Raw genomic sequence first — 24,169 nt, forward strand, 5'->3', positions numbered from 1 at the left:
GCGCTGCATGAGCATGCCCTTCTGGCGCGAGGACCTCTAAGTCTTTTCGTTTCCGGTGCGGTCTCCCTACAACCGCACCGGTTTCGCCCGTCAAACGGGCAACACTAATACTTACGTAATTCATTTCTTCGAAAGGATTCGAACCATGGGCGTTAACCTCTCCGGCCGTAGCTTCCTCAAGCTCCTCGACCTCACCACCGAGGAGATCGAGTACCTGCTCAAGCTCTCCAAGAACTTCAAGGATATGAAGCGCGCTGGCGTTCCGCACCGCTATCTCGAGGGCAAGAACATCGTCCTGCTCTTCCAGAAGACCTCCACTCGTACCCGCTGCGCCTTCGAGGTCGGCGGCATGGATCTGGGCATGGGCGTCACCTACCTCGATCCCGGTTCGTCCCAGATGGGCAAGAAGGAGTCCATCGAGGACACCGCCCGCGTTCTCGGCCGCATGTATGACGGCATCGAGTTCCGTGGCTTTGCCCAGGACGACGTCGAGGAGCTCGCCGCTAAGTCCGGCGTGCCCGTGTGGAACGGCCTGACCACTGAGTGGCACCCCACTCAGATGCTCGCCGACATCCTGACCGTCCAGGAGAACTTCAACTACGACATCAAGGGCAAGACCCTCGTCTTCATGGGTGACTGCAAGAACAACGTCGCTCGCTCCCTCATGGTTGTCTGCTCCAAGCTCGGCATGAACTTCGTGGCCTGCGGCCCCGAGGAGTGCATGCCCGCTGACGACGTCATCGAGGCCTGCAAGCCCATCGCCGAGGCCAACGGCTGCACCATCAAGCTGACCACCGACGTCAAGGACGGCGTCACCGGTGCCGACGTCATCTACACCGACGTGTGGGTCTCCATGGGCGAGCCCGACGAGGTCTGGGCCGAGCGCATCGCTCAGCTCACCCCGTATCGTGTCACCTCCGAGGTCATGGCTATGGCCAACCCGGGTGCCATCTTCCTGCACTGCCTGCCCAGCTTCCACGACACCAACACTACGATTGGCGCCGAGAAGTGCGAGCAGTTCGGCATCACCGAGCAGGAGGTCACCGACGAGGTCTTCGAGAGCCCCGCTTCCAAGGTCTTCGACGAGGCCGAGAACCGCATGCACACCATCAAGGCTGTCATGTACGCTACGCTCAAGTAAGAGCATCTAGCATCTCGCTCGGGGTGCATTGCTGCGCACCCCGAGCGCTTTTGTCTGGTAAAAATCTCGCACCGAGCGACATGCACGGCACGGAAGAGCCGCTTTGGGCGAGATCAGTAAATGATTTATGAAGGGGGGATGAGAACTATGACTGAGACCGCTAAGAAAAAGCGCGGTATGCCTTCATCGTTCACCATTCTTCTTGCTCTGCTGGCAATTGTCGCGGTTGTTACCGTTATCGTCTCCGGTACGTCCGGCGGCGCGGTTACCGCTGCCCGTCTGAGCGATTTCTGCACCGCCCCGGTCAAGGGCTTCGCTGACGCTCTGCCCGTCTGCCTTTTCGTTATGATCCTCGGCGGCTTCCTCGGCATGATGACCGAGACCGGCGCCCTGGACAACGGCATTGCCGTTCTGGTGCAGAAGCTTAAGGGCAACGAGATCATGCTCATTCCCGTGCTGATGCTCATCTTCTCCCTCGGTGGTACCACCTATGGTATGTGCGAGGAGACCGTTCCCTTCTACGCCCTGCTCGCCGCCACCATGATGGCTGCTGGCTTCGACCCCATGGTCGGCGCCGCTACCGTCCTGCTCGGCGCTGGCTGCGGCTGCCTCGGCTCCACGGTTAACCCGTTCGCCGTCGGCGCTGCCGTCGATGCTCTGACCGGCGTTGGCATTGAGGTCAACCAGTCCATCATCATCGGCCTCGGTGCCGTCCTGTGGATCGTTACCACCGCCATGTCCATCGTCTTCGTTATGAGCTATGCCAAGAAGGTCAAGGCCGACAAGGGCTCCACCATCCTTTCGATGCAGGAGCTCAAGGACGCCGAAGAGGCTCACGGCAAGGCTGCTTCCGAGGTTAACAAGGAGGTCAAGCTCACCGGTCGTCAGAAGGGTGTTCTGATCGCCTTTGCCTTCACCTTCGTCGTCATGATCGTCGGCTTCATCCCGCTGGCCGACCTCAACGAGGGCGTCGCCAACTTCTTCGATGCTGGCGCTGTCTATGACGCCGACGGTAACGCCATCGTTCAGGGCTGGTCTGCCCTGATCACCGGCCTGCCCATTGGCCAGTGGTACTTCGACGAGGCTTCCACTTGGTTCTTCCTCATGGCTATCCTGATCGGTATCATCGGTGGCCTGTCCGAGAAGCAGATCGTCAACACCTTCATCACCGGCGCTGCCGACATGATGTCCGTTGTCCTCGTCATCGCTCTCGCCCGTGGTATCTCCGTCCTCATGGCTAGCACCGGCCTCGACGTCTACGTCCTCGACGCTGCCGCCAATGCTCTGGCTGGCCTGTCCGGCGTGATCTTCGCTCCCATGAGCTTCCTGGTCTACTTTGGCCTGTCCTTCCTGATCCCCTCGACCTCCGGTATGGCCACCGTTTCCATGCCCATCATGGGACCGCTGGCTGTTAAGCTCGGCTTCTCGCCCGAGGTCATGGTCATGATCTTCTCCGCCGCCATCGGCGTCGTGAACCTGTTCACCCCGACCTCCGGCGCCATCATGGGCGGTCTTGCCCTGGCCAAGATCGAGTGGACGACCTGGCTCAAGTTTGCTCTTAAGCTCATCGTCGCTCTCTCCGTCGTCTGCGCCGTCATCCTGACCATCGCTTGCGTGATGCTCTAAGTACCCCTTGGGTACCCCACGGAAACCATGACGATCCTGTAAAGGATCACCTGGTCATCGTCTGTCCGGTGGGGTAACCCCACCGGTAGACTCCTACCTTTAGCCTCCTCCCGTTCCGTGCGCGGGGGGAGGCGCACTTAGGTTGCGCGGTTCTATGAACCGCGCAACCAGTCGACGCTGCGCGCCGTCCAGAACGACAATTTGTCATTCAAAAGGCAAGGCATGACCAAAAGGTCTATGCCTTGCCTTTTTCATGCCAACTTGTTCGTTCTGGGCGGCGCTCGCTGACGTTGCATCTTTCTGCGACGTTTCTATTGTTGGTGCAAGGTGGTGCCGTCCCAAATAGACTACCCGGGTTCCTTGCGGTTGCGTGGTGGCGTGTTTGGTTGGTGCCCGTTGTTGGCCTGGCCTTTGGGAGGGGCAGGCTCCGCTATAATCGCGTAGGAACTTAATTGGGAAACGGGACGGGAGCCATACATGCGCCAGGGTTTCGACAATGCGAAGTATATCGCGCTGCAGGCTGCTCATATTAAGGAGCGCATCTCGCAGTTTGGCGGCAAGCTGTATTTGGAGTTTGGCGGCAAGCTGTTCGATGACTATCATGCCAGCCGCGTGCTGCCGGGCTTTGAGCCGGACAGCAAGTTTCGCATGCTCAAGAGCATCGCCGATGACGTCGAGGTCATCATTGCAATCAATGCGAACCATATCGAGAAGAACAAGGCCCGTGGCGACTTGGGTATTACCTATGATGAAGACGTCCTGCGCCTGGTCGATCTGTTCCGAGGGAATGGATTTGCCGTTGCCGCCGTGGTAATCACGCAGTATGCCGGCCAGCCCGCTGCCGATGTCTTCCGCAATCGTCTGAACGCGCTCGGTATTCCCGCCAAGCTGCATTATCCCATCGAGGGCTATCCGCACGATGTCGATCTGATTGTTTCTGACGAAGGCTACGGCAAGAACGAGTTTGTCGAGACCACGCGTCCGCTCGTTGTCGTGACGGCACCCGGCCCTGGCTCGGGCAAGCTTGCCACCTGCCTGTCGCAGCTGTATCACGAGCATAAGCACGGTACCGCCGCTGGCTATGCCAAGTTCGAGACCTTCCCGGTCTGGAATCTTCCTCTGACGCATCCGGTCAATATCGCCTACGAGGCCGCCACGGCAGACCTTGACGATGCCAACATCATCGATTCGTTCCATCTTGAGGCTTACAACAAGACCACGGTCAATTACAACCGTGATGTTGAGGCATTCCCGGTTGTTCGCGCCCTTATGGAAAAGATTCTGGGCGAGAGCCCCTATCAGAGCCCTACGGACATGGGCGTTAACATGGTTGGCTTTGCCATTACCGACGACGATGCCTGCCGTGATGCCTCCAAGATGGAGATCGTGCGCCGCTATTTTGCCGCAGTTGAAAGCGTGCGCCGTACCGGCGTGGGCGACGAACAGGTCGATCGTCTCAAACTCATCATGAAAAAGGCCGGCATCGATAAGAACTATTCGCCGGCGCGCTCGGCTGCCCTCACCAGAGAGCAACTGACGGGCGGTCCCGTGGGCGCCATGGTCATGCCGGACGGTTCTGTTGTGACCGGTAAGACCTCAACGCGCCTGGGTGCCGCGAGCTCGCTGATCATGAACGCCCTCAAGCATGTCTCGGGCGTGGACCTAGAGCTCGAAGTCATCAGCGACGAGGCGATCGAGCCCATCAGCAAGCTCAAGACGCATTTCCTGGGTAGCAAAAACCCTCGCCTCCATACCGACGAGACGCTTATGGCGCTGTCGATCACCTCGGCTACGAGCGAGACTGCCGCCCGTGTCCTTTCGGGCCTGGAGCAGCTCCGTGGCTGCGACGCCTTCTTTAGCGTTATCATCTCGCCGACTGATGAGACGGTGCTGCGCAAGCTGGGCATCAACGTGTGCTGCGAGCCTAAATTCGAGCGTCGTGGATTCTTTCACCGCTAAAACGAGACGATTGGTCTGATTGGGCCGCATGGGGTATATGCCCTATGCGGCTTAATTTATCAACATTGTCTTTGTTTGGGTTAAAAATAGCCCGTTTACCTGCCTAAAAGTGATTTGAGCGGTATACAATAACGCTGATGTAACATCCTTTGCGGGATACGCCGGTCGCGCACGGCGCGTTAAATGCTCGTGCTCGGTTTGAGGAGGCTGCTATGGCGGGCAAGGGTCGTGCGAGTGTCAACGATATGAAGCGTGTCGAGGTGCTGGTGTTGATGGAGATCGACCAGCAAACCGAAGACAATGGCGGGCCGTATGGTTTCTCGCGCAAAACGCTTGCCGAGTGCGTGGGGGTTTCGCCGTATCGTGCCCGCGCCGCAATCGATCGCTTGGATTCCGAAGGCATGATTGATATCGTCTCGCGTTATAGCGACGACGGCGGTCAGCTTGCAAATGGCATTTGCCTCACCGAACGTGGCGAGTGGTATCTTGAGGGCGTCCGTACCGGTATGCTCGTTCAAGAAATGCTTGAGGACGAGGTTGCTGATCGATAGCAGCGTGTAGCCCTTGCCATAGCGACGCTGCCTGGGACACCGGGCGGCGTTTTGTTTCAAGACTGAGAAATGCAATCGCACGCGAGAAAAATTGCGAACGGTCCGCGGCGCGAGTATTACAATGAAGACCCGTAAGATGTGGATAAACAACTTCTACGGGAAGCGCAGGTAACTCAATATGACCAAGCATGTGTTCGTAACCGGTGGCGTGGTTTCGTCCCTGGGCAAGGGTATTACCGCGGCCTCGCTGGGCCGTCTGCTCAAGTCGCGTGGCTACAAAGTAACGATGCAAAAGGCCGACCCGTATCTGAACGTCGACCCCGGTACCATGAGCCCCTTCCAGCATGGTGAGGTCTTCGTGACCGAGGACGGTTACGAGTCCGACCTGGACCTGGGTCATTACGAGCGCTTTATTGATGAGAACCTGACCCGCGATTCCAACTTTACGACCGGTGCCATCTACAAAAGCCTAATCGCCCGCGAGCGTCGCGGCGACTTTTTGGGCGGTACCGTGCAGGTGATTCCTCACGTCACCAATGCCATTAAGGACAAGTTTCGCCGCATCGAGGAGCAGACCGGCTCCGATGTAGTCATCACCGAGCTGGGCGGCACGATCGGCGACATCGAGTCCCAACCGTTTGTCGAGGCCATCCGTCAGTACCGCAAGGAGGCCGGCCCCGAGAACGTCTGCTACATCCACGTGTCGCTCGTTCCCTATATTGCCGCCGCCCACGAGGTCAAGACCAAGCCCACACAGCACTCCGTCAAAGAGCTCCGCAGCTTTGGTATCCAGCCCGACATCATCGTGCTACGCTCCGATCACCATATTGACGACGCCATCCGCGGCAAGATCGCGAGTTTCTGTGACGTCGACACCGACTGCGTCTTTACCAACGAGGACTGCGCGAGCATTTACGATGTTCCGCAGCTGCTCGCCGAGCAGGACTTTGACCTGCGCATTTGCGAGCGCCTGGGTCTGGATCCGCGTGAGCGCGACATGAGCGAGTGGAACGAGTTCCTGCGCAAACAGAATCACGCCAACCATCACGCCGACAAGGTGAAGATCGCCGTCGTGGGTAAGTACACGCAGCTGCCCGATGCGTACCTGTCGGTTATCGAGGCCCTGCACCATGCGGGCGTCTTCTACGATCGCCATGTGGACGTCCAGCTGGTCGACGGCGAGAGCCTCGACGAGCAGAATGTCTCCGAGGTTTTGGGCGACGCCTCGGGCATCCTGGTCCCCGGCGGCTTTGGCAAGCGCGCCCTGGAGGGCAAGATCCTCGCGGCCGAGTTTGCCCGTGAGCACAAGATTCCGTATCTGGGTATTTGCCTGGGTATGCAGGTGGCCGTGTGCGAGTTCGCCCGCAACGTCGTCGGCCTTGCCGGCGCCAGCTCCTCTGAGTTCGATCCGGACGGCCCGTTTAGCGTCATCGATCTGATGAGCTCGCAGGAGGACGTGACCGAGAAGGGCGGCACCATGCGCCTGGGCGCCTATCCGTGCAAGCTCGCCGCCGATACCCTTGCTCGCGAGGCATATGGCGAGGAACTCGTCTACGAGCGTCACCGTCACCGCTTTGAGTTCAACAACGCCTTCCGCGACCAGCTCGAGGACGCCGGCTTGGTTATCTCTGGCCTCTCGCCCGACGAGCGCCTGGTCGAGATGGTCGAGCTGCCGCGCGATGTGCATCCGTGGTATGTGGCAACCCAGGCTCATCCCGAGTTCAAGAGCCGCCCGACCAACCCGCAGCCGCTGTTCCGCGAGTTCGTGCGCGCTTCGATCGGCCAGCACGAGGGTGTCGACCGTCTGCAGGTGACACCCATGAACCTCGCTACGGACTAAGGGTGCCGGCGAATAAGGAACATACCGAAGCTACTCCCTCGTCGCTCGCCGTGGCGGTGGGGGAGTATCTCGATTACCTCGCGGTCGAGCGGGGCTTGGCGCGCAACACGATTGTGGCCTATCGTCGTGACCTGACGACGTACTGCGCCTATCTGGAGCGGGCGGGTATTGTGTCTTTTGAAGAGGTGACCCGTCAGGTCGTGGAGGGCTTTGTCGCCGATCGCCGCGACGGAGGCTATTCCGATGCCTCGGTGGAGCGTGCGCTTGCGGCAGTGAAGGGCCTGCATGCCTTTTTGGTGCGCGATGGGGCCGTGGCCCAAAACCCGACGGCGGCGTTGCGCCTGCCTAAAAAGGCTGAGCGTTTGCCGGAGTATCTATCGGTGGAGGATGTCTCGGCGCTGCTCGATCAAGACTTCCCCGAGGGCGAGATGGGCTTGCGCGACCATGCCATCTTGGAAGTGCTCTACGGATGCGGTTTGCGTGTGAGCGAGTTGGTGGGGCTCGATGTGGGCGATATCCATATCGACGATGGCTTTGTGCTCGTTCGCGGTAAGGGCTCAAAGGAACGCCTGTCCCCGCTGGTGGGAAGCGCGGCGCGAGCTCTGACGCTTTATGTAACTGAGGGGCGTTCTCGCTTGGCGGCCCATGCCCGCGGAACCGAGACCTCGGCGGTCTTTTTAAATAAGAACGGCCGCCGTCTGTCGCGCCAGGGCATCCATGCCATCTGTGAGCGCTATGGGCGCCAGGTGGGGCTGGTGGGGCTCCATCCCCATACGCTGCGTCACTCCTTTGCCACCCATATGCTTGCGGGCGGCGCAGACCTCCGTGTGCTACAGGAGATCTTGGGGCATGCCGATATATCGACCACGCAGGTCTACACGCATGTCGATCGTACGCAACTGACCGAGGTCTATCTGGCGGCGCACCCGCTGGCGCATCGTTAGCACATCGCTGACCTGCAAATTTATAGGTATTTGAGGACGGGCCCCAGATTGCCGCGGCGTGCTTTTGCGCGCGCATGGGCAATCTGGGGCCCGTTCTATTTTTCGCCACATGTCGTCGCGGTGGTGGGCCGCACGTGCCTTGGGTGGGGGAGTTTGGGGGCGATGTGAACGGCATGTAAAGGGACGCAAAAATCGCCTCAAGGTCAACTTGAAGGTTGAGGTTGAACGGCGGGGTGCCACAGGTGGCATCCCGCCGTTGCTGTAAACACAACATATTGTGTTTTCGAACATATGATTGGGGGTGTTTTGCAATATATGGTGGGTGGAGTGGTGGGGCGGAGTGGGGGAAGAGGTGGGGAAAGGTGTTGAAAAATGGGGTGGTTCCCCATATTATTAATGACGTCGACAGGCGGGGTGGTTCCCCGCGTACGTGCCATCTGAGCAACCGAGGGGAGGGCGCACATGGGAATGACTGGCGCATACGAGCGCAATCTCGATGCAAAAGGCCGTCTGTCCCTGCCTGCACCCCTTCGCGAGGAGCTTGGAGAGCACGTTCGCGTGTTCAAAGCCCTGGATGTCGATGCTCTGTACGTGTTCTCTGCCGAGGCCTTCGATAAGTGGGTCGAAGGACTCTTCGCGGGTCGTGAGGGCCACGAGGGTTTTAACCCGCGCGACATCAACGACCAGAAGCTCATGAGGGCGATCAACAAGCGCACCACGTCGATGGACGTGGACAGCGCCGGTCGTATCGGTCTTTCCGAGTCTCTCCGCAAGCAGGCGAACCTCGACCGCGAGGTCACGGTTGTGGGCAACTACGACCACCTTGAGGTTTGGGATCGCGCCGCGGCCGATGAGGACGATGACGACGAGGCCCTGCTGGACCTCTTCTTCTCGTAAGGGCAAGGCACGGGTAACGGATGGAGCGTGGGATCTTGACACAAGAATATCGGCATGAACCTGTCATGCTCGGCGAAGTGCTTGAGTCGCTGCGGCTAAAGAGCGGCTCCGTTGTCTGCGATTGCACCCTTGGCGGTGCCGGCCATTCGGTAAAGATGGCTGCGCAGGTGGGGGAGACGGGCCTTTTGCTCGGCGTCGATCAGGACGACATGGCCCTCGAGGCCGCTGGCGCCCGTCTGGACCGCGAGGTTCCCGGCGTTCCGCACCAGCTGCTGAAGGGCAACTTCGGTGACTTGGACGAGCTGCTTTGCTCGGCCGAGGTGCCCGGGGTCGATGGCTTCCTGTTCGATTTGGGCGTTTCGTCACCGCAACTCGATATCCCTGGCAGGGGCTTTTCGTATAACGAGGACGCCCCATTGGACATGCGGATGGATCCGGGTAATAACACCTTAAACGCAGCTGAGGTCATCAACACCTATAACGAACACGACCTCGCCCGGATTCTACGCGTCTACGGCGAAGAGAAGTTCGCCTCGCAGATCGCGCGCGAGATTGTGCGCCGCCGCGAGCAAGAACCGATCGAAACCACCGGCCAATTTGTCGAGATCATCAAGGCGGGTATCCCGGCTGCCGCTCGTCGGCATGGCGGACACCCGGCCAAGAAAAGTTTCCAGGCCATTCGCATCGAGGTCAATCACGAACTCGATGTGCTCGAACGAGGGCTTGATGCCGCCACCAGGTGGCTCAACCCGGGCGGACGTATCTGCGTCATCTCGTATCACTCGCTCGAGGACCGTATCGTAAAGAACCACTTTAAGGAGATGAGCCAGGGGTGCACGTGTCCGCCGGAGATTCCGGTGTGCGTGTGCGGCAACGTGCCGATACTCAAGGCCATCACCCGCAAACCCTTGGTTGCCCAGCCTGATGAGGTTGAGCGCAACCCTCGGGCGAGATCAGCCAAAATCCGCGTGGCGCAGCGTCTGTAGGCGTGACCGCGCGATATTGGACCTCCCGCTCGCACCATAAACGAAGCTTAAACACACTACCAACGTACTCGGGATGGGAGGCGGCATATCATGGGCTACAACACTTCAAGCGCAGCACTTGCCTATGATATGAACGCCATGCCCGCCTATCGTGAGACGCCGCAGGCCCCCGTTGCTCCCCGTGAGCAGCGCACGCCGCGCTTTGATGTCTACACGGGCGCGGGCCGTCAGGCAAACCAGGCGGTAAGCCCGGTTTTCATGAGCGTTCTTAAAACGTTTTGCATCATTGCGGCTATCTTCATGACGATCGGCGTCGCCCGCGTGGCGCTCGCCGGCGTTACGGCCCAGGTGCTCAACAGCAACGCCGAGCTAACCAACACGCTCGAAAAGGCGACCGATGAGAGTTCCGACCTGGAGGTCATGCATTCGGTCTATGGCGCCGACACGCGCATTCGCGACCTTGCGGGCGCTTATGGCATGGTGGAGCCCAGCGAGAGCGTTACACTTGACTTTTCGCAGGATGCAGCCGCGGGCGTCAACGCGACCGCGACCGCTCAATAGCAAGACGGTAGCTGAGTATGACAAATGACTATCGCCGCGGTTCCGATGGGGGCCGCGGTTCTGGACGTCCCTCGTCGCGGGGACGTTCTGGTTATCAAGGAACGGGTCGGCAATCTTACAACGCCGGGCGGTCCCGTGGCAACGACCCGGCGTCGCGACTTCGCGGTTCGGGCGGCCCTCAAGTGCATAACACCAGGTCGCGCAAGAGTTCGTCGACCGAATGGCTCACAGGCACGCCGCTGCCTCGCCGCAAAGCCGTCATGGGATTCATTGGGCTTGGCTTGGGCTTGGGCGTCTTTCGCCTTGCCGACTATCAAATTGTCGAAGCCGATAAACTGCGCGAGCGTGCCGATGCGCGGCGCCTGCTTGCGCAGACCCTCTATGCCAAACGTGGCACCATCTACGACCGCAATGGTAACGTGCTGGCGTCGTCGGTCGAATGTCGCAACATCGCCGTGAACCCGCAGCTTGTCGAGGATGTTGACAAGACGGTGTCGGCGCTGGTCAAGGCAACTGGAATCGATAAAAAGACCTGCCGTAAGCTCGTCGAGTCCGATGGAACCTGGGTGTATATCAAGCGCCAGGTGGACGAAGACGATGCTGCGGCGCTGGAGAAGAAGAACCTGCCCGGCGTGCTTTTTGAGCAGGCCATGAAGCGCGTATATCCATACGGCAATCTGGCATCGCAGGTGCTGGGTGTAGTGAATGTAGACAACGACGGCTTGACGGGTCTCGAAAAGCAATACAACAAGCTTCTGACCGGCACGAACGGTTCTCTCGTACGCGAGCGCGCGAGGGACGGCAGCTATATCGCGGGCGGTGCCTATAAAAAGGTGGCTGCGGTCGACGGCGTTGATATCGTGACGACGCTCGATGTCAATATCCAGCGTACGGCTGAGGACGCTCTGGCAGAGGCTGTCGAGAAGACAAAGGCCAAGAACGGCTCGGCTTTGGTCACCGACCCCACGACCGGCGAAATTCTCGCCGCCTGCTCGTATCCGACCTACGACCAGACCGATTTGGAAAACGCCAAGACCGAGGATATGAACCTGCGCCTGGTAACCGACGCCTACGAGCCCGGCTCGGTCTTTAAGACACTCGTGGCGGGCGCCGGCTTCGACTTGGGCGTAGTGCGATCGAGTACGTCGTTTGAGGTGCCGGCGAGTATCAAGGTGGGCGACGATACCGTCACCGATGCCGACAAGCGCGACTATGCCATGACCATGGATGTGCGCGAGATGATGCGCCGTTCGTCCAACGTGGGCTTTGTCCTGGTGGGGCGCAAAATCGGTGCCGACGACTTTGCCGCCTATGTGGACAAGTGGGGCATCGGTCACAGCTCGGGTGTCGATTTTCCGGGCGAGAGCCTGGGCATCGTCAAGGAGCGTGACCAGTATGACGGCGCCACGCTGGGCTCGATGAGCTTTGGGCAGGCGCTGTCTGTCTCGCCGATTGAGATCGCACGTGCCGTGGGCGGCATCGCCAACGGCGGCGTGATGATGACCCCGCACTTCTATAAGTCCAGCAAAGGCGACGAGAAGGACTGGGGCGAAGGCGAGCGCGCGATTTCGGAGGACGCCGCATCGCAGGTGACATCGTGCATGCAGACGGTCGTGTCCGAGGGAACGGGCGTTGGCGGTGCGGTTGACGGCTATGACGTGGCGGGTAAGACCGGTACGGCCGAACGTGCCGACGAGAACGGCGGCTACCTCAAGGAGAACTACATGTCGTCCTTTATGGGCTTTGCGCCGGCGCAATCGCCCAAGGTGCTGTGCTATATCACGCTCGACGGAACGCCGAGCGGCTCAGATGCCGCTGCGGTGCCGTTCCAGTCCATTATGGCCAACGCGCTCGACGTGCTGGGTATCCCGCGCACGAAGTAGGGGGTTACAATCTTTGGGGCGTGGTTTGTTGTCCCATATGAGGGGTGTTCACATGCCCTGCACCACGCATGCGCGGCGCTGGGATACAATACGCCAATAGCATTATTAGGTTTACAGGGGAGCTGCAATGATAGAGATCGCCGTCAACAACCTCGCGGCCGCAACAGGGGCCCGAACCGTGACGGGAGAAGTCGATCGGGTATGCCGCGGGTGCGTTATCGACTCGCGCCAGGTCGAGGAAGGGACGATTTTCGTCGCCTTTCCCGGTGAAAACGTCGACGGCAATGATTTTGCTTCCCGTGCCGTCCAGTCGGGTGCCGGCGCCGTCGTGATGACGCGTGAGCCCGAGGCCGAGCTGGTCTCGCTGGCGCAAGACAAGGGCTGTGCCATCCTGCTGACCGATGATCCCGAGGAGTTTCTGCTGCGTTTGGCGCACGCGTATCGCCTGGAGCTTGGCTGCCTGGTCGTTGGCATTACCGGTTCCATCGGCAAGACGACGACCAAGGACGTGCTCGCCGCTGTACTCGCCAAGCGCTATCGTGTCTGGGCCACCAAGGGCAATTTCAATAACCTGATCGGCATGCCGCTCACGGTGCTTTCCGCCCCGGCCGATACCGAGGTTCTGGTGCTCGAGATGGGCATGAACCATTTCCACGAGATCGAGCGCCTGTCCCAGTCCGCCAATCCCAACCTTGCCATCGTGAGCAAGATCGGTACCTCTCATATCGGTATTTTGGGCAGCCGCGAGAACATCGCCCGCGCTAAGGCCGAGATTGTCCAGGGCATGTGCGCCGCCGGCGACTATTTGCCGCTGCTGGTTTTGGGCGGCGAGGACGACTTTACGCCGTTCATTCGCGATACGTTCGCCCAGCCTGCTGGTATCGACGTGATGCTTGCCGGCGTCTCGGACGATGATGAGGTCCGCGCCCGCGACGTTCGTGTTGATGACGAGGGCCGTCCGGTCTTTACGCTCGATTTTGGCCAGGGCGAGACGATCGATACCATGCTTGCCATCCCCGGCGTGCAGTTCGTTCCTAATGCCGTTAAGGCCGCCGCGGTTGCCTATCGCCTGGGCGTGACGCCCGAGCAGATCGATGCTGCCTTTAGGGGCCTCACGATCACCGGGCACCGCCAGGAGATCAAGCGCGCCAAGAGCGGTGCACGCATCATCGATGACTCCTATAACGCTAGCGCCGAATCGATGGCTGCCGGTCTCGATCTACTGTGCTCGCTTTCGTGCACGGGGTCTCGCATGGCGATCCTGGGCGAGATGGGCGAGATGGGCGATGAGGCTCCTCGCATGCATGAGCTCGTGGGCGCCTATGCCGCCGCCAAAAAGCTCGACATGCTGGCGTGCGTGGGTGGTGAGCTGGCCCAGCTTATGGCCGAGGCCGCGCGCATGATGGGCATGGACGAGGACCGCATCCAGGTGTTCTCCGATTATCAGCAGGTGCTCGACCGCATGGGCGGCGCGCTTGAAAAACATGATGTTGTACTGGTCAAGGGTTCCCGCTTTGTTGAGCTCGACCGCTTTGTGGAAGGTGTGTGCTAGCCCATGTTCGGCAATCCCTCGTATCCAACGTATCAGGCTTTTTTGGGGCTTGGCATCGCCGCCGCCATTGCGCTGCTGCTCATGCCGTGGTGGATCAAGCTGCTCAAGGTTGAGGGTATCGGCCAGCAGGTTCGTGCCGACGGCCCCAAGCGTCATTTGGTTAAGCAGGGAACGCCCACCATGGGTGGTGTTGTCATCCTCGTCGCGATCTCGCTGACCTGCCTGCTGATGGGCAAGCTCACCACCGAGCTCGTGCTCGTGCTCCTCGCCACGCTGGCGACCGGCGTGCTGGGTCTGATCGACGACCTGACCTCCGTTACGCATGGGCGCTCGCTCGGTCTGACGCCCCATGCCAAGATGATCGGCCTAACCATTATCTGTGTCACCTTTACGGTACTTGCCGTCAACTGGTGCGGCGTCGCCCCCGAGATTCGTTTTCCCGGTGGGTTGACGATCGACCTTGGCGTGCTTTCGACTACCATCTGCGGCTATTCGTTCCCGTGGCTCTATATTGTCTTTTGCTGGCTGATGATTGCCGGTCTTTCTAATGCCGTGAACCTGACCGATGGCCTTGACGGTCTTGCTGGCGGCACCTCCATGATCGCCATGCTTGCCATGGCTGCCATGGCATTTTTGCACGGAGACGTGAACCTGTCCATCTTCTGCACCGCGTGTGCCGGTGCCTGCTTGGGCTTTCTGTGGTTCAACTGCTATCCGGCGAGCATCTTTATGGGCGATACCGGATCGCTTGCCCTGGGCGCCGCGTTTGCCTGCACGTCCATCATGACCAACACCGAGGTCGTCTCCCTCATCATCGGCGGCCTGTTTATCTTTGAGACCCTTTCGGTCATGATTCAGGTTGTCTACTTCCACTTTACGCACAAGCGCGTCTTCCTTATGGCGCCCATCCATCATCATTTCGAAAAGAAGGGCTGGGCCGAGACCAAGGTCGTCATCCGTTTTTGGATTATCGCTGCGGCCTTTGGTGCCGTTGGCCTTGCTCTGTTCTTCCAGTTGGGATAGTGGTCTTTCATGCCTCTTGCTGATGTCTTTAGCCTGCTCGTTTTGGGTCAGGGCAAATCCGGTCTCGATGTCGCCCGCTGGGCGCTGGCGCATCCCGAGCGCGTAAGCGCCGTTACCGTGTATGGCGGCGGCACGTCTGAGCCCAATGACGCCACGCGTGCGCTCGAGGCTGCTGGTGTGTCGTTTGTCTATGGGACCGAACAGGTCGAGGGCGCCTATGACGTATGCGTGACGTGCCCGGGCATCTCGGAGTTCTCGGGCTTCTTTAAGGCCGGGCACGAGCATGCCGCCCAGATTATGGGTGAGCCCGAGTTTGCCTATCGCCTGTCGCCCGATAACTGGATTGCCATTACGGGCACCAACGGCAAGACGACCACCACGTCGCTGACTGATTATCTGCTCAAGGCTGCCGGCGAGGCCAGCGTAGCTGTCGGCAACATCGGCGAGCCGCCGGTCAACGAGATTGACGGCCGAGCCCACAACGAGTGGTTTGTGGCTGAGCTCTCGAGCTATCAGATTGCTACGACTACCGAGCTCCACCCTCGCGTGGCGGTGCTGCTCAACATCACTCCAGACCACTTGGGCTGGCATAAGAGCCATAAGAACTACGCGCTTGCCAAGGTCAAACTGTTTGACAATATGGGCGATGACGATCTGGTGGTTGTCGACGTCGAAGACGCCGGCATTCACGAGTTCGATGAGTACATCTACACGCCGGGTCGTCGCATCTGCAAGGTTGCCTTTGACGAGCCTGAGGGCGAGGATGTCGCCTTTGTGCGCGATGGCAAGATGATCGTGCGCCTGAAGGGCGTCGAGACCCCGCTCATCGCTACATCCGAGCTCAAGATCTCGGGTCATCACAATGTTATCAATGCCCTGTGCGCTGCCACGGCTGCCCTGGCAGTCGGTGCCGATGTCGATGGTGTCTGCCGCGGCCTGGCCTCGTTCCAGCCGCTCGAGCACCGCGTGGAGCCGTGTGGCGAGATTGACGGCGTGCGCTACGTCAACGATTCCAAGGCGACCAACACCGATGCGGTCGAGAAGGCCCTGACGGCATTTCCCGGTGACGATGTGATCTTGCTGCTCGGCGGCCACGATAAGGGCACGCCGCTCACGGACTTCGCGCGCTTCGTTATGGATAACGTACGCTCGGTCGTCTGCTTTGGCGATGCACGCGAGCGCTTCACCGCCGCTATGGACGAGGCCGATGTCGATGGCGATGTGGATATCGCCCAGGCGGATGACCTACGCGACGCCGTGGACGTTGCCCGCTCGCTGTCGAGCCGTGGCGACGTGATCTTACTTTCTCCTGCCTGCTCTTCGTTCGATGAGTTCTCGGGCTATGAGGAGCGCGGCCGCGTGTTTAAGGACTATGTTGCCCAGCTTGCCGCTGCGGCGAAATCGCAAATGGAATAGGGGCTGCCGGTGAGAGAGGAGAGCCCCCGACAAGGTATGAGGAGGCCCGACTCGGACCGTGCTTCCTCGTGGCGCAGCAATCCGCGTTCCGGTCGCGGCGGGCAGACGTTTAGCGAACGCTATATTGCCGGCGTTCCCGCCCGTATCATGCGCCCCCGTTTGATATTCATGGCCTGCCTGTTTACCTTGGTGTGCTTTGGCCTGCTGATGGTGTACTCGGCATCTTCGGTCGAGGCGCTGCACGAGAATGGCTCGGCGACGTTTTTTTTGGGTCGACAGGCCGCGTTTACCGCGATCGGTGTTCTAGCGCTGATTGCCATCGTGCGCGTTTTGCCGGACAGCTGGTTTGGGGAGGATGTGCTCAGGATCTTCCTTATCGGCATGATGCTCTTGCTTCTGCTGGTTTTCTTGGTGGGCAGCGGCAGCCGTGGCGCCACGCGCTGGCTCAACATCGCCGGCATTCAGTTCCAGCCTTCCGAGTTTTTAAAGCCATTTGCCATCGCGTATTCGGCCATCATGCTCGACCGCTTCTTTTCGCCCGGTGGCAATATCAACGAATTCCTTCGCAAGATGGGCATCTACCTGGGCATTTCGCTCTTTCTGATCTTTATCCAGCCCGATTTCGGTACCGTCCTGATCATCCTGTTGACCCTCATGTGCATGGCGTTGTTCGCGGGTCTCGACCCCAAATACATCCTCGGCGTGATAATCTTCGGCATTCTCGTGATCGTGATTGCGCTTGTTGCAGAGCCGTACCGTATGGTGCGTATTCAGGTTGCCTTGAACCCTTGGGCCGACGAGTATGGTGACGGCTATCAGGCCACGCTTGCCATCATGGCCTTTGCCTCGGGCGGCCTGTTCGGCCGTGGCATCGGCAACTCAACCATGAAGTACTCGTATCTGCCCGAGGCGCACAACGACTACATCCTGGCCATCATTGGCGAGGAGGCCGGTTTTGTCGGAACCGTGCTGTTCTTCTTGGTGTTTGCGATGCTGATCTACTCGGCGTTTCGCATTGCCGAGCAGGCGACCGACCGTCGCGGAGCGCTTATGGCGTCTGGCTCCGCGGTCATCCTTGCGGTGCAGTTTTTGATCAACGCGCTGGGCATTCTCAATGTGTTTCCCATGACGGGCAAGCCGCTGCCGTTTATTAGCTACGGCGGCTCGTCGATTATTGTGTCGCTTATGCTCGTCGGGTTGATCCTGCGCGTTTCGTACGAGAGCGCCCGCCGCGATGAGCATGACCGCCGCCGTGAGAGCTTTGCCGTTATGGACGAGAGCACCGCCGGCGTTGCCCATGTGCGCGGTGAACGACCTTCGCGTAGCGGCTTTACCGTTCTGGATGGTTCTGCATCCGAGCCGGTAGCCCGTCCACGCCCGCGAACGGCTCCGCAAGGTCGTCCGCAGCGCCCCAGCCCTCGCAACGCGGTCGGCGGATATAATCGAATCGATTTGAACTCGGACCCGTCGGCGCGTCTGCGCACCGACGACCAGGGACCGCGTGTACGAAGGGACTACCATGACCGATAAGATGACCGTTGCTATTGCAGCCGGCGGCACGGCAGGACATATCAACCCTGCGCTCGCCTTGGCCGAAGAGCTGCGTGACCGTGGTCACTACGTTGTGTTCGTGGGCCAGTCGCGCAAGCTCGAGGGTCGTCTGGTCCCCGAGGCCGGGTTTGATTTTGTGCCCATTACGGTCACGGGCTTCGACCGCTCCCGTCCTTGGACGGCGCTGACCTCGCTGTGGCGTGTCAACAAGGCCAAGCGTGCGCTCGCCAGTTATTTCTCAAAGGTCGGCAAGCCCGATGCCGCCATCGGTTTTGGTGCCTATGTCGAGGTTCCGCTGCTGGGGTGGTGCAAGGGCGCGGGCGTTCCGTATCTGCTGCATGAGCAGAACTCTGTTCCGGGCCTGGCCAACAAGATGATGAACTCCCACGCCGCCCGCGTGTGCATCTCGGTGCCGGCAGCGCGCGCGGTCTTTGAGCGCGAAGGCGACCCTGACCATGTGCTCATGACCGGCAACCCCGTACGTCGCTCGGTGATCGAGGGCAATCGCGCTCGCGGCCGCAAGGCACTTGGCGTTCCCGAGGACGCTACGCTGCTGCTCGTCTTTGGCGGTTCACTTGGCGCCCAGCACCTCAACGAGCGCGTGGTTTCGCTCAAAAACGAGCTGCTTTCGCGCAAGAACCTCTATGTGTTGCATTCGACGGGTGCCGACGGCTTTGAGGAGACCGAGCGCGCTTTGGCGCTGACGCCCGAGGAAGCGAAGCGTTACCGCGTCCAGCCTTACATCGACAACATGGGCGATATGCTGGCTTCTGCCGATTTGGCGCTCTCGCGTTCGGGCGCATCGAGCGTGGCCGAGATCGCTGCGCTTGCCGTGCCCTCGGTGCTCGTGCCGTATCCGCATGCGACGGCCGACCACCAAACCACCAATGCCCGTTATCTGGTCGACGCCGGGGCCGGCGTACTCTGCGCCGATGCCGATATCGACGGTTCTGCCTTTGCCGATGAGCTGCTGCACCTGGTCGATGATGCGTCGGCGCGCGACGCCATGCGTCAGGCGGCGCGTGGTCTGGCTCAGGATAGGGCCGTCGCTCTTCTGGCGGATGCGGTAGAGGGTTTGCGTTAGTTAGACGGGATATCGTCGGTCGCCCTCGCGCTGATGCGGTAGGTGCGGTACAGTTAACGGGTTACAGGCAGTGTTTACGCAAGGAGTACACGAGCACATGGCTGATTCCCAGACTGCAACCTCCGCGCCCAAGTTTAAGAGCGCCCACTTTATCGGTATCGGCGGCGCCGGCATGAGCGGCATCGCCCTCGTTCTGCACGAGCGCGGTTATGCCGTTACCGGCTCTGACCTTAAGACGTCACGTTATATCCGCCAGCTTACCCGCGCTGGTGTGAAGGTGCATGTGGGCCATGAGGCCGCCACGATCGACGAGGTCAAGCCCGACGTGGTTGTTGTCTCCACCGCTATTCCGGAGTCCAACCCTGAACTTGTGCGCGCTCGCGAGCTTGGTATTCCCGTGTGGCCCCGTGCCAAGATGCTCTCTGCTTTGGGCCACGGCTACACCACCGTCGCTGTTGCCGGCACGCATGGCAAGACCACCACGTCTTCGATGTGCGCCACCATGCTCGACCGCATGGGCCTGGATCCGAGCTTCTTGATCGGCGGCATCGTCGAGGGCTATGACACGAACGGCAAGAACGGCTCGGGCGACTACTTTGTCGCCGAGGCCGACGAGTCCGACAGCTCCTTCCTGTTCCTGAACCCCAACGTGGTCATTGTGACCAACGTCGAGGCCGACCACCTCGATCACTACTCGGGTATCGAGGAGATCGAGGCAACTTTCGCCAAATTCATGAGCCTGGTGGGCGAGGACGGCACCGTCATCGTCTGCGGTGAGGATCCGCATCTGGTCGAGCTCGCCAGGTCGACGGGCCGTCACGTGCTTTCCTACGGCTTTGCCGAGAGCAACGATGTCGTCTGCGTGCATCCGGATGTCAAGGGCATCCAGAGTGACTTTATCGTTCGCTTTGAGGACGGCACTGAGCACGCTGTGGAGATCAAGAGCAATCCCGGTCGCCACAACATGCTCAACGCCACGGCGGTGCTCACCGTCGCCCATGTCCTGGGCCTTGACATCGACGCCGCCGCCAAGGCGCTCTCGAGCTTTGAGGGCGTCCGCCGTCGCTTTACCCACGTGGGCGATATCGATGGCATCACCGTGGTCGATGATTACGGCCATCACCCCACTGAGATCAAGGCGACGCTTGCTGCCGCTTCGTCGCTGGGCTACAAGCACGTCGACGTCGTATTCCAGCCGCACCGCTATTCGCGCCTGCAGGCCCTGTGCGACGACTTTGCCGATGCATTTGCCAATGCCGATAAACTGCTGCTGATCGATGTGTTCTCGGCTGGCGAGATGCCCATTCCGGGTGTCACCTCTAAGATGCTCGCCGATACCGTGCGCGCCAAGCATCCTGGCAAGGAGGTCGTGTACTGCTCCAGCCGTCTTGAGCTCAATCAGGAGCTCGAGCAGATGGTGGGCGAGGGCGACCTGCTGCTCACCATGGGTGCCGGTGACGTTACGACCGTCGGTCCCGAGTTCATCGAGTATCTGACTGCCAAGAAAGACGCTTAAGTCAAATGGGTCTGTTTAACGCCGTCATGGCGCTCTCGGGCATGATCGACACGGATGTGATCGAGGACGAGCGCCTTGCGCGTCATACGAGCTATCGTATCGGCGGCAAGGCCGACCTCTTCGTGACGTGCCATAGCTATCATGCCCTCCGCCGCGCCGTGGCGGTGCTCGATCGCGAGCAGGTGCCGTGGGTCATCATCGGCAAGGGCTCCAATCTGCTAGTTGCCGATGGCGGTTATCGCGGTGCCGTCATTTCGCTCGGACGTGAGTTTCAGCGCACGGTTGTTGCCGATGACGGCTGTACGCTGACGGTCGGTGCGGGCGTGATGTTTGCGCGCCTGGTCAACGATGCCCTGTCGCGTAGCCTCTCGGGCCTTGAGTTTGCCGTTGGCATCCCTGGTTCGGTCGGCGGTGCGATATCTATGAATGCCGGCACACGGACCGAGTGGATTGGCTCGCTGGTCGAGGATGTCGTAACGTTTGACCCGGCATCCGGTATCAAGCATTATGCGGGGTCCGAGATCACTTGGGGCTACCGCGAATGTAGCCTTCCCCGCAATGAGATTATCCTCGAGTGCGTGCTCAAGCTTAAACCGGCGCCCAAGGCCGACATTCGCGAGCGCATGGAGCGGTACCTGACGAGGCGCAAGCGTACACAGCCCATGGGTCGCGCATCCTGCGGGTCGGTCTTTCGCAACCCGCCCGATGCGAGTGTGGGCAAGCTTATCGAGGATTGTGGATTAAAGGGTTTTTCGATTGGCGGCGCGGAAGTTTCGCCCGTTCACGCTAATTTTATCGTTAATAACGGAACTGCCTCGGCCGATGACGTTGCCGCGGTTATCAGACATGTGCACGGAAAGGTGAGGGAGGCGTATGGCATCGAGCTCAGACCGGAAGTTAAATTCCTCGGCTTCTAGAGCATCGAAACCCACCTTCCGCCGCGCCGGAGGGCGTTCCGGCGTGCCTGCCAAACCTCAACGCAATACCGTCGCGCACTCTAAGTCTGTCGGGCATGCTCGACAGACCAGTCGTCCGGTCGTCGGCTCGCAGCTCGGTAATCGTCCGGCCGCAAAAAAGTCCTCGCGTCCCTCGGTGACGTCAAAGCCTGTTATGGGCGCCAAGCCTGCCCGTCTCCTGGCAGCTCCTAAGCCCTCGACGGGAACTAAAGCGGCGCGTCCGGGTCGCATGCTAGGCGCATCGAAACCGCGCTCGCTGACATCGGTGTCGGCTACCGCCGAGAAGCCTTCGGGTAAAAAAGGCGTCAACCCGTTGTCTTCACTTGGGGCGATGGCAAATAAAACATCAGACGCCGCTTCTGTCGTTGCAGGCAATGGCAAAATCCTGGGCGGCGTTCTGGCCGTCTTGGCCGTGCTCGTCGTCGTTGCCATCGTGGTGATCAACTCTGGATTGTTTACCGCCACTGATATTCAGATTCAAGGCAGCGAGCATGTGACGAAGCACGATGCTGTCCAGCTGATCGATTTGCCCGAGGGAACGTCGCTTTTTAACGTCGATCCCGACCAGATTACCGAGGACCTCAAGCAGAACCCGTGGGTCTCGGGCGTGGATGTCCAGCGTCAGTTCCCGCATACGCTCATCATTACGCCGATGGAGCGCAAGGTCATCGCAATTGCCTATATCAGCTCCGATGACCTTGCCTGGGCCATCGGGGATGATGACACCTGGATCGCCCCGCTGTCGACGTCGGTCGAAGTGGACGACCAGGGCAACGTCATCACGACAGGGCAGGGCTCAAATACCCTGACCGGCATTGATGCCGCACTGGCGCTCGCTAAGCACTATGGCGCGGTGTTGCTGACTGATGTCTCGGCGGATGTCGCTCCAGTTTCCGGCCAGGCGGTGAGCTCCAAGGCCGTTAAGGCTGGCTTGGATTATGTGCGTGGTTTTTCGAGCGAGTTCTTGGGACAAGTCAAGGATATTTCCACGCCTTCGGTCGAAGCCATCTCGGCAAACCTCAATAACGGCATTGAGGTGTCGCTGGGCGATTCGGACGATATCGCCAAGAAAGAACGCGTAGTCACTAAGTTGCTTTCGCAGGTAGAGGGCGTAACGTATATCAATGTGCGCTCTCCGGGCAACTACACATTCAGGAACGCTCCGACCTCGTAGCGCTGGTTGATGCTTTGTTGAGGGGCCATACCACGCCGTTTATCTGGTTTGTTTGGTTTTCACGGTCAATTATTTGACTGATACGTTCATAATGTGCAAACATAATACGGTTTACCTTTGCATTTACTTTCAACCTGAAGGTTAATGTGCGCAGGGGTCGACCCATGCTATGGCTATAACCTTTGTTCGGAGGACCGACATGCACGAGACAGAGATCAACAACTACCTTGCCGTCATTAAGGTGGTCGGCGTCGGCGGCGGCGGTACCAACGCGGTCAATCGAATGATCGAAGAGGGCATCCGCGGCGTCGAGTTTGTTGCCATCAACACCGATGCTCAGGCACTCGCGATCTCTGATGCCGATATCAAGGTGCACATCGGCACCGACCTTACCCGCGGCCTGGGCGCCGGCGCCAACCCCGAGGTTGGCCGCAAGGCTGCCGATGAGTCCCGCGACGACATTGCCGAGGCGCTCGCTGGCGCCGACATGGTGTTCATCACCTGCGGCGAGGGCGGTGGCACCGGTACCGGTGCTGCTCCCATCGTTGCCGATATCGCGATGAACGAGGTCGGCGCACTGACCGTCGCCGTCGTGACCAAGCCCTTCACCTTCGAGGGCCGCAAGCGCAAGAAGAGCGCCGAGGAGGGCATCAAGACCCTCTCCGATTGCGTCGACACCATGATCGTCATTCCTAACGATAAGCTGCTCGACATCGCCGAGAAGAAGACCACCATGCTCGAGGCCTTCGCGATTGCCGATGGCGTCCTTTCCCAGGGCACCCAGGGCATCACCGACCTCATCACCGTCCCCGGTATCATCAACCTGGACTTCGCCGATGTTAAGACCATCATGAAGCAGGCCGGTACCGCCATGATGGGTATTGGTACCTCTTCTGGGGATACCCGTGCCGTCGACGCTGCCCAGCAGGCCATCTCCAGCCCGCTGCTCGAGAGCTCCATCGATGGCGCCACGCGCGTGCTGCTCTCCATCGCCGGTTCCAAGGACCTGGGCATCCAGGAGATCAGCGACGCCGCCGACGTTGTCGCCAACGCCGTCGACCCCGAGGCCAACATCATCTTCGGTACCGTTGTCGACGAGTCCCTGGGCGATCAGGTGCGTATCACCGTCATCGCTACGGGCTTCTCCGACTCCAACGTCAACCGTCAGGACGAGCTCTTTGCTGCTCAGCAGTCTCAGAGCAAGGTCGCTGCCTCCGCTGAGCCGCAGCGCACCGCTCCTGCCGCCAGCCCGGCTCAGGCCGCTCCGACCCGCAACGTCGGTGGCACCGAGCTTCCTAACTTCGGCAACGATCAGTTCGAGCTTCCCGACTTCCTGAAGCGCGGTAGCTTCTAAGTCGTTCTTTGCATTGTTGTGCACAGGGGCGTGTCCGTATGGATGCGCCCTTTATATTTCGACTTTGTAAACTAGAACCTCCAATCTCTTTACGTTCCCTTTACGATTGCCTCCAGTGCAGCAGGTATCCTTTTAAGGAAGTATGACAGCCGTAT

General features: G+C 59.9%; 19 protein-coding genes. All 19 read left to right on the forward strand.

Annotated features, from left to right (window positions below):
• Positions 1-145: 145 nt before the first annotated feature.
• The gene (gene argF, locus DXB98_RS07840) at positions 146-1,141 is read left to right on the forward strand and encodes an ornithine carbamoyltransferase (protein ID WP_006234279.1); all 996 of its coding nucleotides are present in this window, start codon (positions 146-148) and stop codon (positions 1,139-1,141) included.
• Between the two features lie 138 nt (positions 1,142-1,279).
• Complete coding sequence (locus tag DXB98_RS07845; protein WP_369831392.1) at positions 1,280-2,767, forward strand: YfcC family protein; 1,488 nt, start codon at positions 1,280-1,282, stop codon at positions 2,765-2,767.
• A 477-nt stretch (positions 2,768-3,244) separates the two neighbouring features.
• Positions 3,245-4,726: a DUF1846 domain-containing protein gene (locus DXB98_RS07850; RefSeq protein ID WP_117743749.1), complete on the forward strand. Its 1,482-nt coding sequence runs from the start codon at positions 3,245-3,247 to the stop codon at positions 4,724-4,726.
• 212 nt (positions 4,727-4,938) lie between these two features.
• On the forward strand, positions 4,939-5,277 hold the full coding sequence (locus DXB98_RS07855) for a hypothetical protein (protein ID WP_117743750.1): 339 nt from the start codon (positions 4,939-4,941) through the stop codon (positions 5,275-5,277).
• A gap of 178 nt (positions 5,278-5,455) precedes the next feature.
• Complete coding sequence (locus tag DXB98_RS07860) at positions 5,456-7,117, forward strand: CTP synthase (RefSeq protein WP_055286060.1); 1,662 nt, start codon at positions 5,456-5,458, stop codon at positions 7,115-7,117.
• Between the two features lie 2 nt (positions 7,118-7,119).
• Positions 7,120-8,061, forward strand: coding sequence for a site-specific tyrosine recombinase XerD (gene xerD, locus DXB98_RS07865; RefSeq protein ID WP_199407159.1), 942 nt, complete (start codon positions 7,120-7,122; stop codon positions 8,059-8,061).
• Positions 8,062-8,523: 462 nt separating this feature from the next.
• On the forward strand, positions 8,524-8,958 hold the full coding sequence (locus DXB98_RS07870) for a division/cell wall cluster transcriptional repressor MraZ (protein WP_006234269.1): 435 nt from the start codon (positions 8,524-8,526) through the stop codon (positions 8,956-8,958).
• Between the two features lie 20 nt (positions 8,959-8,978).
• A complete protein-coding gene (gene rsmH, locus DXB98_RS07875; protein ID WP_117734943.1) occupies positions 8,979-9,944 on the forward strand; it encodes a 16S rRNA (cytosine(1402)-N(4))-methyltransferase RsmH in 966 nt (321 codons plus the stop codon).
• Positions 9,945-10,034: 90 nt separating this feature from the next.
• Positions 10,035-10,505, forward strand: coding sequence for a hypothetical protein (locus DXB98_RS07880; protein WP_117743752.1), 471 nt, complete (start codon positions 10,035-10,037; stop codon positions 10,503-10,505).
• A gap of 182 nt (positions 10,506-10,687) precedes the next feature.
• The gene (locus DXB98_RS07885; RefSeq protein WP_369831393.1) at positions 10,688-12,388 is read left to right on the forward strand and encodes a peptidoglycan D,D-transpeptidase FtsI family protein; all 1,701 of its coding nucleotides are present in this window, start codon (positions 10,688-10,690) and stop codon (positions 12,386-12,388) included.
• Between the two features lie 127 nt (positions 12,389-12,515).
• Positions 12,516-13,940 carry a UDP-N-acetylmuramoyl-tripeptide--D-alanyl-D-alanine ligase gene (gene murF / locus DXB98_RS07890; RefSeq protein WP_117743753.1) on the forward strand — a complete coding sequence of 475 codons (1,425 nt, stop codon included), beginning with the start codon at positions 12,516-12,518 and terminating at the stop codon, positions 13,938-13,940.
• A gap of 3 nt (positions 13,941-13,943) precedes the next feature.
• Entirely contained in the window at positions 13,944-14,963 is a 1,020-nt protein-coding gene (mraY, locus tag DXB98_RS07895; protein ID WP_117743754.1) for a phospho-N-acetylmuramoyl-pentapeptide-transferase, read from the forward strand.
• A 9-nt stretch (positions 14,964-14,972) separates the two neighbouring features.
• A complete protein-coding gene (gene murD, locus DXB98_RS07900; RefSeq protein WP_117743755.1) occupies positions 14,973-16,379 on the forward strand; it encodes a UDP-N-acetylmuramoyl-L-alanine--D-glutamate ligase in 1,407 nt (468 codons plus the stop codon).
• 36 nt (positions 16,380-16,415) lie between these two features.
• Complete coding sequence (gene ftsW, locus DXB98_RS07905; RefSeq protein ID WP_117743756.1) at positions 16,416-17,909, forward strand: putative lipid II flippase FtsW; 1,494 nt, start codon at positions 16,416-16,418, stop codon at positions 17,907-17,909.
• Positions 17,899-19,014 (forward strand): undecaprenyldiphospho-muramoylpentapeptide beta-N-acetylglucosaminyltransferase, encoded by a 1,116-nt coding sequence (gene murG, locus DXB98_RS07910; protein WP_117743757.1) that lies wholly within the window; start codon positions 17,899-17,901, stop codon positions 19,012-19,014. The genes ftsW and murG overlap by 11 nt, the downstream gene beginning before the upstream one ends.
• A gap of 97 nt (positions 19,015-19,111) precedes the next feature.
• Positions 19,112-20,530, forward strand: coding sequence for a UDP-N-acetylmuramate--L-alanine ligase (gene murC, locus DXB98_RS07915; protein WP_117743758.1), 1,419 nt, complete (start codon positions 19,112-19,114; stop codon positions 20,528-20,530).
• Between the two features lie 5 nt (positions 20,531-20,535).
• Entirely contained in the window at positions 20,536-21,447 is a 912-nt protein-coding gene (gene murB / locus DXB98_RS07920; RefSeq protein WP_006234257.1) for a UDP-N-acetylmuramate dehydrogenase, read from the forward strand.
• A 43-nt stretch (positions 21,448-21,490) separates the two neighbouring features.
• Entirely contained in the window at positions 21,491-22,660 is a 1,170-nt protein-coding gene (locus DXB98_RS07925) for a cell division protein FtsQ/DivIB (RefSeq protein WP_233505131.1), read from the forward strand.
• Positions 22,661-22,859: 199 nt separating this feature from the next.
• Positions 22,860-24,014, forward strand: coding sequence for a cell division protein FtsZ (gene ftsZ, locus DXB98_RS07930; RefSeq protein WP_117734951.1), 1,155 nt, complete (start codon positions 22,860-22,862; stop codon positions 24,012-24,014).
• The last annotated feature ends 155 nt before the right edge of the window (positions 24,015-24,169 follow it).

The organism is Collinsella sp. OM07-12 (genome assembly GCF_003438275.1).
GTDB lineage: Bacteria > Actinomycetota > Coriobacteriia > Coriobacteriales > Coriobacteriaceae > Collinsella.

Excerpts from the sequence above, each read along its gene's own strand:
- murG (WP_117743757.1), top strand. The coding sequence starts at position 17,899 with ATGACCGATAAGATGACCGTTGCTATTGCAGCCGGCGGCACGGCAGGA.
- ftsW (WP_117743756.1), top strand. The coding sequence starts at position 16,416 with ATGAGGAGGCCCGACTCGGACCGTGCTTCCTCGTGGCGCAGCAATCCG.
- rsmH (WP_117734943.1), top strand. The coding sequence starts at position 8,979 with ATGGAGCGTGGGATCTTGACACAAGAATATCGGCATGAACCTGTCATG.
- mraY (WP_117743754.1), top strand. The coding sequence starts at position 13,944 with ATGTTCGGCAATCCCTCGTATCCAACGTATCAGGCTTTTTTGGGGCTT.
- argF (WP_006234279.1), top strand. The coding sequence starts at position 146 with ATGGGCGTTAACCTCTCCGGCCGTAGCTTCCTCAAGCTCCTCGACCTC.
- murB (WP_006234257.1), top strand. The coding sequence starts at position 20,536 with ATGGGTCTGTTTAACGCCGTCATGGCGCTCTCGGGCATGATCGACACG.
- DXB98_RS07845 (WP_369831392.1), top strand. The coding sequence starts at position 1,280 with ATGAGAACTATGACTGAGACCGCTAAGAAAAAGCGCGGTATGCCTTCA.
- DXB98_RS07880 (WP_117743752.1), top strand. The coding sequence starts at position 10,035 with ATGGGCTACAACACTTCAAGCGCAGCACTTGCCTATGATATGAACGCC.
- murD (WP_117743755.1), top strand. The coding sequence starts at position 14,973 with ATGCCTCTTGCTGATGTCTTTAGCCTGCTCGTTTTGGGTCAGGGCAAA.
- DXB98_RS07870 (WP_006234269.1), top strand. The coding sequence starts at position 8,524 with ATGGGAATGACTGGCGCATACGAGCGCAATCTCGATGCAAAAGGCCGT.
- murF (WP_117743753.1), top strand. The coding sequence starts at position 12,516 with ATGATAGAGATCGCCGTCAACAACCTCGCGGCCGCAACAGGGGCCCGA.
- DXB98_RS07850 (WP_117743749.1), top strand. The coding sequence starts at position 3,245 with ATGCGCCAGGGTTTCGACAATGCGAAGTATATCGCGCTGCAGGCTGCT.
- murC (WP_117743758.1), top strand. The coding sequence starts at position 19,112 with ATGGCTGATTCCCAGACTGCAACCTCCGCGCCCAAGTTTAAGAGCGCC.
- DXB98_RS07860 (WP_055286060.1), top strand. The coding sequence starts at position 5,456 with ATGACCAAGCATGTGTTCGTAACCGGTGGCGTGGTTTCGTCCCTGGGC.
- ftsZ (WP_117734951.1), top strand. The coding sequence starts at position 22,860 with ATGCACGAGACAGAGATCAACAACTACCTTGCCGTCATTAAGGTGGTC.
- DXB98_RS07855 (WP_117743750.1), top strand. The coding sequence starts at position 4,939 with ATGGCGGGCAAGGGTCGTGCGAGTGTCAACGATATGAAGCGTGTCGAG.